The organism is Micromonospora sp. CPCC 206061, assembly GCF_036906915.1.
Lineage (GTDB): Bacteria > Actinomycetota > Actinomycetes > Mycobacteriales > Micromonosporaceae > Phytohabitans.
This window is the reverse complement of record NZ_JBAKHX010000005.1, coordinates 40,511-53,455: the sequence shown is the minus strand read 5'-3', so window position 1 is coordinate 53,455 and position 12,945 is coordinate 40,511. Positions and strand designations below refer to the sequence as shown.

Genomic DNA, 12,945 nt, shown 5'->3' with positions numbered 1-12,945 from the left:
CATGCGAAACGCGGCGTCACAGCGGCGTGACTCACGGAGAGTTCCCTCCGGCGGGATCCCTGACACTTCGGATTCGCCCCTTTTGGGGGACGCGCCGTCCTGGCTGACCCGAACCGGCACCAGATCGACGTCCCAGCGGTTGCGGAGGTGTGTCGGCCGCTGGTCCGGACACGTGTTCGCCGTCGGCAAGGTGCTGCCGTCAGGTAGCTGGTGTGCTTTGCGTTGCTCGGTAACGCGAAGGCGGCGTCCCGTAGCGGTTGACGAATGCCTGGCGGAGCGTTTCAGCGGTCCTGAAGCCGCATTGTGCGGCCACACTCGCCACAGGTATCGAGGTGGAAGCCAGGAGGTGAGCGGCGGCTTCGGTGCGTGCGTCGCGGACGAATCGACCTGGCGCCTTTCCAAGATGGTCGATGAAGAGGCGGGTCAGGTGGCGTTGGCTTACCCCTGCCTCGGCTGCGAGTGCGGCTGCGGTCAGGTCTTCGGTCAAATGGCTGGTGATGTAGTCGACGGCTCGCCTGATGAGGCTGTTCGTGGGTGCTGGGGTGGCAGTGAATATGCTCATCTGTGCCTGGTTGCCTGGCCGTTGCAGATAGGCTGCTGAGGTGGATCCGCCAGGCCGCGCGGACGGCCGAGGTCGTCGGTTCGGTGTGCACCGGCTCACTGATCCTGGGCGCCGCTGGCCTGCTCGACGGCCGTCGGGCCACCACTCACTGGGGCTTCCGTGACCTGCTGGCTAAGTTTGGCGCGAGGCCCGTCGCCGAACGCTGGGTCGAGTCTGGTCCCGTGCTCACCGCCGCCGGCGTGTCGGCCGGCATCGACATGGCCCTCCACCTGGTCGAACGCCTCGCGGGCGAGCAGACCGCCCGCACGGTCCAACTTTTCATCGAGTACGACCCGCAGCCACCCCTGGGTGGCTGCGACTGGAGATGCGCCGACCTCGACTTCTTCAAGCCCCATGCCCGGGCCATGGTGGAATCGGCGCTGGCAGGCCATCCCGCACTCCTGGTCCGCCTGACAACCTGAGCACCGCCGCGGCGACCACGTGCCCATCCGAACGGATCAGGAACTCCTGACCCGGCCGCGTACCGTTCACCTCGACGAGCTCCACCAGCGTCGGCACCGGCCAGCACTGGCCCGGATCAGCGTCACCTTCGATCACGGGGTGAGTGCGTGGTGGAACACGTTCCGCGGGTCCCACCGCCGTTTCGCCGCGCGCAGCCTCGCCGCGTTTCCGCCGTATGGCGTCGCGATGCGCGGTGGCGGTGGCGTCCGGCGCCGCGGCAGTTGCCGCCGTTCCCGCCGCCAACGCACCCGCCGTGACTGCGGCCCCACGGAGCACACTCCGTCGACTGTGGACACCCATAATACCTTCGCTTGTGTCGATCTCTCCGATCCTAGGAGGGGCCGCGCGGCAGTGACATCCCGCTGCCCAGAAGAGCGACGGTGGAGTTACCCCTACCGCCGCCTGGTCGAGCAACTACGCGATACGCTCTACCGTCCCTTGTGGGAGTACGGTCGGTGGGGTCGGGCCACTGGGCTGCGCAGGCGACGTATGCCCGGACGCCCCAGTTGGCCGTGGTGGCGTCGTTCTCGCTTGCCTGCACCTGGACGCCAGAAATCGCCGCGGTGAAGTCAGCTTGCCGATGACCACGTCGCTCGTGACGCCAAAGAGCTGGTTGGTCAGGGATGCGCCGACCCCGTGGATCTTCTCACCCGCCGGGCAGAATGCCTGCGACAACTCGTAGGACAGGCAGCCGCCCGAAACACCATGAACATCAGGGACCCCCGCCGAGGTATGCTGGCGCGCCCTCCAGTCGATGCGGTCGCGCAAGCGGCCACGCAACCCGAACCACCCAACGATGACCACCGTCTAAGGGCGCCCACAGAGGGAGTTTCGGCGATGGATCAGCTCCGAAGCCGCTTCGTTCAGCTCAACGTCGCAGTGATCGCATTCCACATAACAACCACCGTGATCTGCGTAGCGTTGCGCTGGCCAGCGCAGTTCGGCGGAGCGGGCGATCCGGACGACGTCGCCGGGGAGATGTGGCTGCGAGGCACCGCGATCGGCGCGCCGGTGGTCTTGACCATCGTCCTGGCGCTGGCGACAGTCGCCGCCTCGAGGCCCGGCCGGATCGGCAGCGCAGGCACGATAGCGATCGTCCTCATATCGTTGCTGATCATTGTCGGCGGCAGCGGCGAGGCGTTTGGGATACCCAGCCCAGACGTGCCCACAGCCGTCCTGATCTTCAGCGGGGTAGGAAACGTTGTCTTGAGCCTCGCCACGCTGTACGTCGCCTACCTGCTTCTACACGGCTCACCCCAACGGTAAGCCGCAATACGCGAGCACCTCGCTGACACGCGCCAAACTGATCCCACAGTAAGCAGGGGCGGCCCTGAGCTGCTCGCGCACCGCGCTGCAATGTTCGAGCACGTAATTGAGCCGACCCCGGTCGAGTTCCTGGGCGCCGCCGGCGGCGTTGGTGCCGCCGGCTTCGCGTTCGTTGGTTAGTTAGATCGCGGTGATAGTCCATTGGAGGTTGGTGCTGGACTGTTGCGCCCACAGCTTGACCCTGGAGCCGGCGGTGGTGTCGCCGCCACTGTCCAGACAGGTGCCGGTGCCGCGGTTGATGATCTGATAGCGGCCGTTGCCCATGCTGTTGAGCCGCCATTGCTGGTTGTTGCCGCCGTTCCACGCCGCCTGCTTAGCCGGCGCTCCGTTGGCGGTATCGCCCCAACTGTCAGCCACCATGCCGTTGGTGCGGTTGACCAGACGGTAGTAGCCGCCGCCGACGTCGACCAGCTGCCACTGCAGGTTGGTGCTCCCGCCGGAATTCCACTGCTTGAGCTGCGACCCGGATGAGACGTTGCCGCCACTGTCCAGCACCAGGCCGGTGGCGACGTTGCCGATCCGCGCCCACCCAGTGGGAATGGATCCGCTACTACCGCCGCCCAGGGCGGGAATAGCACCGGAGAAGGTCAGCTTCACCACATACGCCGGCGCGCTGTAGGGAGCATTCGCCGGCATGGTGATACGCAGACCGGAGCCGTCCTGGGTTCTGCTGGGCAGGTTGACGTAGGTGCCAGCCGCCGAGCCGAGCAGCTGCACCGAGGTCAGGGTGCCCAGGTTGATCCGATTCGAGTTCAAGGTGGTGATGTTCAGCGTGCCGCTGGGCCAGCCAAGGACGGTGGCGTACAGGACACGGTTGTCCTTGCTCCGCGTGAACCTGATGTCGGTGTTTGTGCCGGCCTTCGGCGCGACGAACGAGCCGCCGCCCATCTTGGTCGGGCCCTCACCGTAGACCACCCACGCCCGGGTGGAATAGATCGACTCGCCGTTACGGTTCAGGTAGACCCCGAAGTCGTTCAGCACGTTGCGCTGCGCTTGCGGGATCTCCCCTTCGGCGGTCGGGGCGACGTTGAGCATCATGTTGCCGTTCTTACTGACCCGGTCGATGAGTTGGTGGATCATCTGCTGGGACGAGTAGTAGCTCAACCCGTGGGTGTAGCTCCAACTGCCGGAGGCGATCGACTCGTCGGTCTGCCAGTACGGATACACCAGATCCGCTGGGCCGCCGCGCTCGTAGTCCTCGACCGCGCTGGCGTTATGGAAACCCCGGTCGAAGTGCTTGTACGTGGTCACGACGTCCTTGCCCCACTCCACGCCCTTGTTGAAGTAGTAGGCCAGGAAGTTCAGGCGCTGCTGCTCGGCAACCGCGCACGGGCCCGGGTCGCCGTGGCAGTAGCCGGGGCTGTCCAGGGCGAAGTCGTGATAGATGACGTCCGGCTGGACCTGGTCGATGACTTCCTTGAGCTTGTCGAACCAGAGCTGGTCCTCTTCGGCTCGGGAAAGCTGGCCGTAGAGCTTCCTCAGGCTCGGGTCGGACTGTTGCGGCACGAACCGGTAGAACCCGTTGTGATTGAACGAGTGGTGCATAGATACGAACAGCTTCATGTTCTGCCTACGCACCGCGTCCGCGAAGAGTCTCAGCAAGTTCAGTCGTGGACCACGGTCGACTGAGTTCCACTCGTTGACCTGGCTGTCCCACATCGAGTAGCCGTCGTGGTGCTCGGCGACCGGCCCACTGATCCGCGCGCCCGCGTTCTTGAACAGCTGGACCCACTCGTCCGGGTCGAACCTGCCGCCCTGCGCCCTCAGCACCGGTCGGAACTGCACCCAGTTGCCGGCCCTGTCGACGCCACCGTCGATGAACTTGTTGTACCCCCACTGCGTGCGAGGATCGCCGTAGGTCGCCTTGTGGTGGTTGTTGATGCCGGTGCCGTCGTTGTACATCTCGCGGCCATACCACTCGTACCCATACTCGGGGGTGGTGAATGCCCCCCAGTGCCAATAGATGCCGAACTTGGCGTCCTGGAACCACTCCGGGGCTGCCGGGTGCTGGTCGACCGACGCCCAGGTCGGGGTGTAGCTGGACGGGCCGGCGATGGCCCAGCCGGCGCCGGCCCGCAGGACTCCGGTGGCCGCTGTGGCCCCGGCGATGCCAGCGGCGGCGAGCAGTCTGCGACGCGTGTATCGGAACGCGGGTGAGGACATCGTCGGATCCCTCTCGACAAAGTGAACGAGATGAATCTCTCAGAAACGTTCGAAGAACACAAGGATCGTTTCTGTCTGCGCCACCCGGGTGCGTCAACCAGCCGGCGGGGGCGCGGTGCTGTCCCGGGATATCAGGGCGGTGGCGAGCTCGACGTGCGTCTGCGTGACGGTTTCTCCCTCGGCCAGCGCGAGCACCCGCTCAGCGGCGGCGGCGCCCATCTCAGCGAACGGCTGCCGGACGGTCGTCATGGGCGGGCCGCACCACCGGGTGTGGGGGATATCGTCGAAGCCGACCACGCTCAGGTCGGCTGGGATGCGGATCCCGGCCTGGCGGGCAGCTTCGTAGACGCCGAGTCCCTGCAGGTCATTGCCGCAGAGCACCGCCGTTGGCGGATCCGGCAGGCGCAGCAGCTCCCGGGCATGGTTGAGCCCGTCCTCGAACGAGAACCAGATCCCCGTGCGGACCAGGCTCTCATCCAGCGGCACCTGGGCGGCCGCCAGCGCCGCCCGTACGCCGTCCAAGCGGTCCCGGGCGCACGTGCGTTGAAGTGGCCCCGTGATCACTGCGATCCGTCGGTGGCCCAGGTTAAGCAGGTGCTGAGCTGCGGCGAAGCCACCGCGCCGGTTGGCCGCTCCGACCGACGGGATGGGGTGCAGCGGCTCGCTGCCGGGGTCTACAGCCACCACCGGGATCGCCGTGGCAGTCCACATGCCGTGCTCCTCCATCAGGGTGGCATGCACCGCGATAACGCCGGTCGGTCGCCTGGCCAGCAGGTCTTGGACCCAGCTACGGCCCGTCGAAGCCTCCCGCAGCGCATCCGTAAAACCGACCGCCAGGCCGTGTTTGACGGCGACCTGCTTAACGCCCGCCATGATCTCCACCGTCAGATCGCTCAGCCCGCCGTAGAACACCACCTCCACCACCGCCGCCCGGGTGACCTTCTCCGGGCGGCGGTAGCCCTGCTCACGCAGCAACTCCTTCACACGCCGCTCGGTCTGCGCGGCCACGCCCCGCCGCCCGTTGAGCACCTTCGACACCGTGGGCGGCGACACCCCGGCCAGCTGCGCGATCGCCGCGACCGTCAACCCGCCGCCCGCCCGCCTGCGGGTCCTATCCGCCCCGGTCCCCCTTGGCGGGGGCGGGCCGACCTTCGCTTCGGCACGGGCCCGGCGTCGCGCGTCACTGAGCTCTGCCGCCTCCTGCAACAGGCGAGCGCGCACATCCTCGGCCTGCTGGGCCGCTCCCGGCCCGGGCGGCACGATCCGCGCCAGGTAGTTCCGCTTCTTGGACACCGGATCGACACCGACGTACACCCGCACCCGGAGCGAACCGCTCGGCAGCCGCTCGATCTCACCGCGCGCCCGCCGCGGCCGTTCTGACTCCACCGACATACCCACGACGATACCAAAAATGGCTCCATCCGCGCTGTCGACTTAGCTCCAGATTTAGCTCCATAGTCGCTCCAGATCGAGCCGGAGTTACGTGAGCGCCGACGCGGCCGGCTACCTCCTCGACGGTGGGTGGGCTGTGGCAGCGGTGGCCGCCGACCTGCTGCTGGCCGGTGTAGCGCTGATGTGGCACCGGGACGCCGCGCGAGCATGCCCTAGACCGTTCCCGTCAAGCTACGCCGGTCTCCGTTCAACCACCGCGACGGCGCGGACCGGAAAGGACCCGAGACCGGTCAGGGACGGCGGCAACGCGAAGAGGTGGGCACCGGTGTCGGGGAGCCGGTCGAGATTGGTCAGGTGTTCCAGGATCGGCACGTCATGACCCAGCAGCCGGTCATGGGCCGGGCCGGTCGCGTCCGCGGCCTCGTCGGCGTACGAGTCGATGCCGACCGCGGCTACGTTCGCGTCTATCAGCACGTCGACCGCGCTGCTGGCCAGGTATGGGCCACCAGCCTCGTATCCGGGGGTGCCCCAATGGCGGGACCAGCCGGTCTGCATGAGGACGGCACGTCCCCAAAACCGGTCCGGCGGTCCGAGGTCGGCCGCCGTCACCAGCGCCGCACCAGCGGCGCGCACGACCTCGATCGGCACGTCGACCAGTCGTTCCGGCGGAAGTGCCCCGATGTCGGCGCGAGCCCGGTGCTGATGGAACGGTGCATCCACGTGCGTCGTCAGCCGAGCGTCGACAGCTCCGGCGAGGCCGACACCACCGGTGATCGGATGGGAGAGGTCGACGAAGCGACTCACCCCTCGACGGTACGCCTCCCCGCGGCACAGCCCGGGTGAGCGAGACCGGGGTCGCGGTCGTCGACTGGCATGGGCGTGCTCAGGGCCGGATGGCGAGTTTGCCGATGGTGGTCCCCGCCTGCATGTCCGCCAGTGCCTTTGGTCCATCGGCCAGGTCGTAGACGATGGGTTGGCCCGGCGTCAGCACCCCCTCGGCCATGAGTGCGGACAGCTCGTCCATCAGTTGGTCGAAGATCTGCGGTGCCGTCTGGATCAGGACGCCGATGTGCAGGCCGATCAGGTGAATCGGATGCGTGAAGTTCAGCTCCCAGTTGGTGATCGCCGCTTCACCACCGGCCACGCCGTATACGACAACCCGGCCGGTGACCCGTTTGGCGGAGGCCACGCTGGCGTTGAAGCTAGGGCCGCCGGTCGACTCCAGCACCAGGTCGGCGCCGGCGCCGTCGGTCAGCCGCATTACTTCGGCGACGACGTCGTCGTTGCGGTAGTCGATGACGTGGTCGGCGCCCAGCGCCCGCACCGTCTCGTGTTTGCCTGATGAGGCGGTGGTGATGACAGTGGCGCCGTAGTGCTTGGCCAGCTTTACCGCAGCCTGTCCGACCCCGCCTGCTGCGGCGTGGATCAGCACGGTCTCGCCGGCGGTGATGCGGCCCAGTGGTTTGAGCGCGGCCAGTGCGGTGGCCCAGTTGAGGACCAAGCCGAGCGCCTGTTCGTCGGCCCAGCCCGTCGGCACCGGCGCCACCGCGACGACGGGCAGCACCATGTACTCGGCGAAGGCACCGTATCCGGTGCCGATGACGTGGGAGCCAAGCGCGGGGCCGGTTACCCCATCACCCAAGGCGACGATCTCGCCAGCGGCCTCGAAACCCGCGCGGTATGGCGGCTGCGGGCCGCCGTGGTACGTGCCGTTGGTCTGCATGATGTCGGCGAAGTTGACGCCCGCGGCGGTGACCCGGACGAGGATCTCGCCCGGACCTGGGGTCGGCACTGGCGCGTCTGGGACCAGACGCATGTCCTTTGGCCCATTCAGGGACGTCTGCTCCAGGGACCGCATGGTGGCGGGGATGCTCATCTGAGATTGCTTCCGTTCTTCGCAAGACCAAAGCCGAGACGTACGGGTGCAGTCCTTTCGGTATGTATGCTCGAGCCTTCACATCTATGTGAGGGTCAACCTGGTGGGATGTGGGGTCGCGCACATGCGTATCGGGGAGTTGTCCGAGCGGACGGGCACGTCCCGCCGCCTACTGCGCTACTACGAGGAACAGGGCCTGTTTACGTCGCAACGCTGCGCGAACGGCTACCGCGTCTACGACCCACAGCTCGTTGATCGAGTCCTACAGATCAGAGGGCTGCTCGATACGGGCCTGCCGACCCGGATCATCAAGCAGATCCTGCCGTGCCTCGACACGCCGCGGGCCATCGTCGTCTCCGACGCGACGCCGCAGACGATCGCCACGCTGGACCGAGAACTCGATCGCATGACCCAGCGCATCGAGTGCCTGACCCGCAATCGGGACGCTATCGCCAAATACCTAGACGCAGTGCGTGCCAACGCCCAGCCGAACGCTCTCGCGGCGAGCTGACCAGCCGGATACGGACATCGCTCCGGCGTTAGAGATGACGGTGGCGGACCTTCTGGTCATCGCGGGTTTACCCGCGGAATACAACCCGAACCGACCAGGTCCTTATGCGGCCACTCAGGAGATTGGCAGCCTCGTGGCCGCAGCCACGCATCTCACCGCCGAACAGGTAGACCAGGTGACCGCCCTCGCGCGAGAGCTCAAGGCAGCAAGCGAATAGGCCAGCCAGCGCAAGAACCCGCTGTCATCGTGGGAGCACGTGGTTGTCTAGCTGACTGGGTGTGACGACGCGATCACCAACTGGGAACTGGTCTACAAACACCAGATCCACGTCATCGGCCTGAAGGCGACGCGAAGTGTGATCGGGTGGTAGCGGTTGTGGTCGCTGGTGGAAAGATTTGCGGCATGGAGTTCGCTGAGGTGATCCGTCGTCGCCGAATGGTGCGGCACTATGCCGACCGGCCGTTGAGTCGCCACGTCATCGAGAAGATCTTGGCCAGTGCACTGCGCGCGCCGTCAGCTGGCTTCTCCCAGGGCTGGGCATTCCTTGCGCTCACCGACGCGGCCGACCGAGCCAGGTTCTGGCCGTTCGTCCCCACCCGCGTCGCACAGACTCCGACCATGCAAGACGCCCCGCTTGTCGTGGTGCCGCTTGCGCACAAGGCTGCGTACCTTTCCCGGTATGCCGAAGCCGACAAAGGCTGGACCGATCGATCCGAGGCCCGCTGGCCGGCGCCCTACTGGTATATCGATACGGGCATGGCCGCGCTGATGATGCTGCTGACCGCGGTAGACGAGGGCTTGGGGGCATGCTTCTTCGGCATCATGCCGGCGGCGGGTGACCACCTCGATCCTGCCGTCGACGTACCCGCGCACACAGCAGCGTTCAAGGCCGAGTTCGCCATCCCCGACGAGTACACGCCGATCGGGGGTATCTGTATCGGCTATCGGGCCGATGATCTGCCGCCGCAGAACTCTGCCGCCGTCGCAGAACGCCGCCGTGGCCTCGATTCGGTCATCCATCGTGGACAGTGGGGCCGTCAGCACTGAACTCACCGGGACACGGCTGACCTTGCGGATTCGGTGGATCTTGGTGGGTGAGGTCGCCCGCAGTGGATGCCACGGCCGGCAGAAAAAAATCTGAGGTCAAGGAACGGCGGAGGACGCGATGTATGGCGGAGGCGACGTCGCTGGAGATTTCGGTGGGTTCGTAGCCCTCTTGGCTCCAGCTTCGGTTGTTCGACACCCACACGCTCTGAAGGCCCAGTGCCACTGCTCCCGCAATGTCCGCCTGGGGCGAGTCGCCGATGACCCAGGCATCACGCAGAGGGATCTGAGCGATCCTGGCGGCCGCGTGGAAGATCTCTGGGGCAGGCTTCTTGTGGCCGACCTCTTCCGAGACGACCCAGCCGTGGACAAGCCGGTCAAGACCGGTGTTGCGAATCTTCGCTTCCTGCTGCGCTGTGCGGCCATTAGTGACGATCACGCTCGTCCAGCCACTTGCGCGCGCCAACATCAGCGCTTCCTTGCTCTCCCTCTCCAGCACCACACGGTCGGCTGCCCCGTTGTCGAGAAGAGCACGGATCGTGGCCACGGGCGCGGCGCCCTCATACCTCTCTGACATAGCCGAGGCAACAACGTCGCGCGCGGTGTAACCGCCGGCGTCGAGGCTCATGATCCAGGCGAGATCGGTATTGGGTAAGCCGTATTCAGCCAGAAACGCGGCGCCAGCAGCCCGGAAGGCCGAGTCTCGGTCGATCAAAGTGTTGTCGAGATCCACCAGCAGCAACGGCATCGGTGTAGTAGATCACGGCCGCTCATCGGCTTGATGGGACGCTGCGCCGGCTGACGTCCGCTGCGTAGGCGGCCGCTCCGGTTCGCCTCCGGGGAACAGCCAGCGAGAGGTTCGGGCAGGTCAGCCATGTGTTGAGATCACCCCTGACGGGCTGTCTGAGGGTGAGTCGGGTGGGCGTGCGGCTCCTGACGGATCGCTCCCGAAAACAGTCCACAACATCTTGACGGACATCACTGTTATCGTTCACAGTCAGGTGCGGGGCAGTCGCCCTCGCTCGGCCGGCATTTGGTCGAATGCCCAGCAATACATTGCCGTCCGCGCCGGCAATGCACGGGTTGTTAACGCTAACAGTCTCGGAGGCAGCAGCGACCGTTCGTCCGCACCGCATAGCTACGTGCTCCGCACAACATCTGGAGATCCCATGCCTTCCCTCTCGTTCAATCGTCGGCGGCTGATGCAGGCGGCCGCCGGCGGTGCGCTCGTGTCGGCCACCGGAGTCGAGGTGCTCGGTGCGCGTCCGGCCTTGGCCGCCGAACTTCCCCCGGCCCGCGCGGACATTGGTGTCTCGGCCTACCCGTTTCCGCTTGGCCAGGTCCGGCTCAATCCCGGTCGGTTCATGGACAACCAGACCCGCACGCTGAACTACCTGCGGTTCGTCGACGTTGACCGGCTGCTCTACAACTTTCGGGCCAATCACAGGCTCTCCACTAACGGCGCGGCCTCGAACGGCGGCTGGGACGCCCCCAACTTCCCGTTCCGCACGCACATGCAGGGCCACTTCCTGACCGCCTGGGCCCAAGCGTGGGCGGTCCTGGGTGACACCACATGCCGGGACAAGGCGAACTACATGGTGGCCGAGATGGCCAAGTGCCAGGCCAACAACGCAGCCGCCGGATTCGGCACCGGCTACCTGTCTGGCTTCCCGGAGTCCGACTTCACCGCGCTAGAAGCCCGCACCTTGAGCAACGGCAACGTCCCTTACTACTGCATCCACAAGACCCTCGCCGGGCTGCTCGACGCGTGGCGGTACCTCGGCAACACCCAGGCCCGCACGGTGCTGCTGGCGCTCGCCGGCTGGGTCGACACCCGTACCTCACGGCTGTCCTCGAGCCAAATGCAGAACATGCTGGGCACCGAGTTCGGCGGCATGAACGCTGTGCTCACCGACATCTACCAGCAGACCGGCGACAGCCGGTGGTTGACCGTCGCGCAGCGCTTCGACCACGCCGCTGTGTTCAATCCCCTCGCCTCCAATCAGGACCAGCTCAACGGGCTGCACGCGAATACCCAGGTGCCCAAGTGGATCGGCGCCGCCCGCGAGTACAAGGCCACCGGCACGACCCGCTACCGCGACATCGCCACCAACGCCTGGAACATCACCGTCAACGCCCACACCTACGTCATCGGCGGCAACAGTCAGGCCGAGCACTTCCGCCCACCGAACGCCATCGCCGGCTACCTCAACACGGACACCTGCGAGCAGTGCAACACGTACAACATGCTCAAGCTGACCCAGGAGCTGTGGCTGATCGACCCGAATCGGGCGGCGTACTTCGACTACTACGAGCGGGCGCTGCTCAACCACCTGATCGGTGCGCAAAATCCGAACGACAGCCGCGGCCACATCACCTACTTCACTCCGCTGAACCCCGGTGGCCGCCGAGGCGTGGGGCCGGCGTGGGGCGGCGGCACCTGGAGCACCGACTACTCGTCGTTCTGGTGCTGTCAGGGCACCGGCATCGAGATCAACACGAAGCTGATGGGCTCCATCTACTTCTACAACGACACGACTTTGACGGTGAACCTGTTCGTGCCGTCGGTGCTGGACTGGACGCAGCGGGGCATCACGGTGACCCAAAGCACCACTTACCCGGTCAGCGACACCACGACGCTCACGCTCTCGGGCTCGATGAGCGGCTCGTGGAGCATCCGGGTACGAATCCCGTCCTGGACCAGCGGCGCCACCATCAGCGTCAACGGCCAGGCGCAGAGCGTCGCGGCGACGCCGGGCAGCTACGCCACCGTCACCCGGCCCTGGGCGGCGGGTGACACGATAACGGTGCGGCTGCCTATGCGGGTCATCATGCAGGCCGCCAACGACAACACCAACGTCCAGGCCATCACGTACGGCCCAGCCGTGCTGTGCGGTAACTACGGCAACACTTCGCTCGGCTCACTACCGACGCTCAACACCTCGTCGATCACCCGGACCAGCACCAGCGCGCTGGCTTTCACCGCGACCGCCAACGGCGCCACCGTCAACATCGGCCCCTTCCACGACGCGCACGGCTTCAACTACACCGTCTACTGGAACACCGGATCAAGCGGTGGCAGCGGCACATACAAGCTGACCAACGCAGCCACCGGCCTGGTCTTGGGCGTGCAGAACATGTCCACAGCGGACGGTGGCCTGGCGGTCATGTGGGGTGACACCGGCACCGCCGACCACAACTGGGTGATGGTGACCGACGGCAACGCCGTCCGGTTCCGCAACGCCAACAGCGGCAAGGTCCTCGGTGTGGAAAACATGTCCACAGCGGACAACGCGCGGGTGCTTCAGTGGGCCGACAACGGCACCGCCGACCACCGCTGGATCTTGGTAGACAACGGCGACGGCACCTACCGGATCCGCAACGCCAACAGCGGCAAGCTCCTCGGCGTCCTCAACGGCAACACCGCCTGGGGCGCCCAAGCCGTCCAAGACTCCGACAACGGCAGCGCCGACAACCGCTGGCGCCTCGTTCGCATCAGCTGAATATCCGGGCTGTGGGCCCACTACCGTGGGCACACGGGTCGAAGAGCAAGCTTGGCAAGCGGCGCGG

General features: G+C 66.3%; 13 protein-coding genes. 6 read left to right on the top strand and 7 right to left on the bottom strand.

Annotated features, from left to right (window positions below):
• Positions 1-199 precede the first annotated feature (199 nt).
• Positions 200-412 (bottom strand): helix-turn-helix domain-containing protein, encoded by a 213-nt coding sequence (locus tag V6V89_RS06340; protein ID WP_334618145.1) that lies wholly within the window; start codon positions 410-412, stop codon positions 200-202.
• Between V6V89_RS06340 and V6V89_RS06335 the strand changes: the two genes are divergently transcribed.
• Together V6V89_RS06335 and V6V89_RS06330 are read left to right on the top strand one after the other, a co-directional pair.
• Positions 347-601, top strand: a complete 255-nt coding sequence (locus tag V6V89_RS06335) for a hypothetical protein (protein ID WP_334618146.1) — start codon at positions 347-349, stop codon at positions 599-601. The two genes, V6V89_RS06340 and V6V89_RS06335, sit on opposite strands and share 66 nt — an antisense overlap.
• Positions 565-1,023, top strand: coding sequence for a DJ-1/PfpI family protein (locus tag V6V89_RS06330; protein WP_334618003.1), 459 nt, complete (start codon positions 565-567; stop codon positions 1,021-1,023). Before V6V89_RS06335 ends, V6V89_RS06330 begins: the two co-directional genes overlap by 37 nt.
• A gap of 132 nt (positions 1,024-1,155) precedes the next feature.
• Here V6V89_RS06330 and V6V89_RS41610 read toward each other — a convergent pair whose 3' ends face one another.
• Positions 1,156-1,311, bottom strand: a complete 156-nt coding sequence (locus V6V89_RS41610; RefSeq protein ID WP_442935082.1) for a BBE domain-containing protein — start codon at positions 1,309-1,311, stop codon at positions 1,156-1,158.
• Positions 1,312-1,900: 589 nt separating this feature from the next.
• On the opposite strand from V6V89_RS41610, the gene V6V89_RS06325 reads away from it, so the two are divergent.
• Complete coding sequence (locus V6V89_RS06325; RefSeq protein ID WP_334618002.1) at positions 1,901-2,329, top strand: hypothetical protein; 429 nt, start codon at positions 1,901-1,903, stop codon at positions 2,327-2,329.
• 180 nt (positions 2,330-2,509) lie between these two features.
• Here the strand turns inward: V6V89_RS06325 and V6V89_RS06320 are convergent, their stop codons facing one another.
• The 4 genes from V6V89_RS06320 to V6V89_RS06305 form a co-directional block, all read right to left on the bottom strand.
• Positions 2,510-4,552, bottom strand: a complete 2,043-nt coding sequence (locus V6V89_RS06320) for an alpha-L-fucosidase (protein ID WP_334618001.1) — start codon at positions 4,550-4,552, stop codon at positions 2,510-2,512.
• 93 nt (positions 4,553-4,645) lie between these two features.
• Positions 4,646-5,944, bottom strand: a complete 1,299-nt coding sequence (locus tag V6V89_RS06315) for a LacI family DNA-binding transcriptional regulator (protein WP_334618000.1) — start codon at positions 5,942-5,944, stop codon at positions 4,646-4,648.
• A gap of 231 nt (positions 5,945-6,175) precedes the next feature.
• Positions 6,176-6,748, bottom strand: a complete 573-nt coding sequence (locus tag V6V89_RS06310) for a cyclase family protein (protein WP_334617999.1) — start codon at positions 6,746-6,748, stop codon at positions 6,176-6,178.
• A gap of 79 nt (positions 6,749-6,827) precedes the next feature.
• The gene (locus tag V6V89_RS06305) at positions 6,828-7,820 is read right to left on the bottom strand and encodes an NADPH:quinone oxidoreductase family protein (RefSeq protein ID WP_334617998.1); all 993 of its coding nucleotides are present in this window, start codon (positions 7,818-7,820) and stop codon (positions 6,828-6,830) included.
• A gap of 124 nt (positions 7,821-7,944) precedes the next feature.
• Between V6V89_RS06305 and V6V89_RS06300 the strand changes: the two genes are divergently transcribed.
• The gene (locus tag V6V89_RS06300; protein WP_334617997.1) at positions 7,945-8,331 is read left to right on the top strand and encodes a MerR family transcriptional regulator; all 387 of its coding nucleotides are present in this window, start codon (positions 7,945-7,947) and stop codon (positions 8,329-8,331) included.
• 402 nt (positions 8,332-8,733) lie between these two features.
• Entirely contained in the window at positions 8,734-9,378 is a 645-nt protein-coding gene (locus tag V6V89_RS06295; protein WP_334617996.1) for a nitroreductase family protein, read from the top strand.
• Here V6V89_RS06295 and V6V89_RS06290 read toward each other — a convergent pair.
• A complete protein-coding gene (locus V6V89_RS06290; RefSeq protein ID WP_334617995.1) occupies positions 9,344-10,123 on the bottom strand; it encodes an HAD family hydrolase in 780 nt (259 codons plus the stop codon). The genes V6V89_RS06295 and V6V89_RS06290 overlap by 35 nt on opposite strands.
• A gap of 421 nt (positions 10,124-10,544) precedes the next feature.
• On the opposite strand from V6V89_RS06290, the gene V6V89_RS06285 reads away from it, so the two are divergent.
• Positions 10,545-12,878 carry a beta-L-arabinofuranosidase domain-containing protein gene (locus tag V6V89_RS06285; RefSeq protein ID WP_334617994.1) on the top strand — a complete coding sequence of 778 codons (2,334 nt, stop codon included), beginning with the start codon at positions 10,545-10,547 and terminating at the stop codon, positions 12,876-12,878.
• The last annotated feature ends 67 nt before the right edge of the window (positions 12,879-12,945 follow it).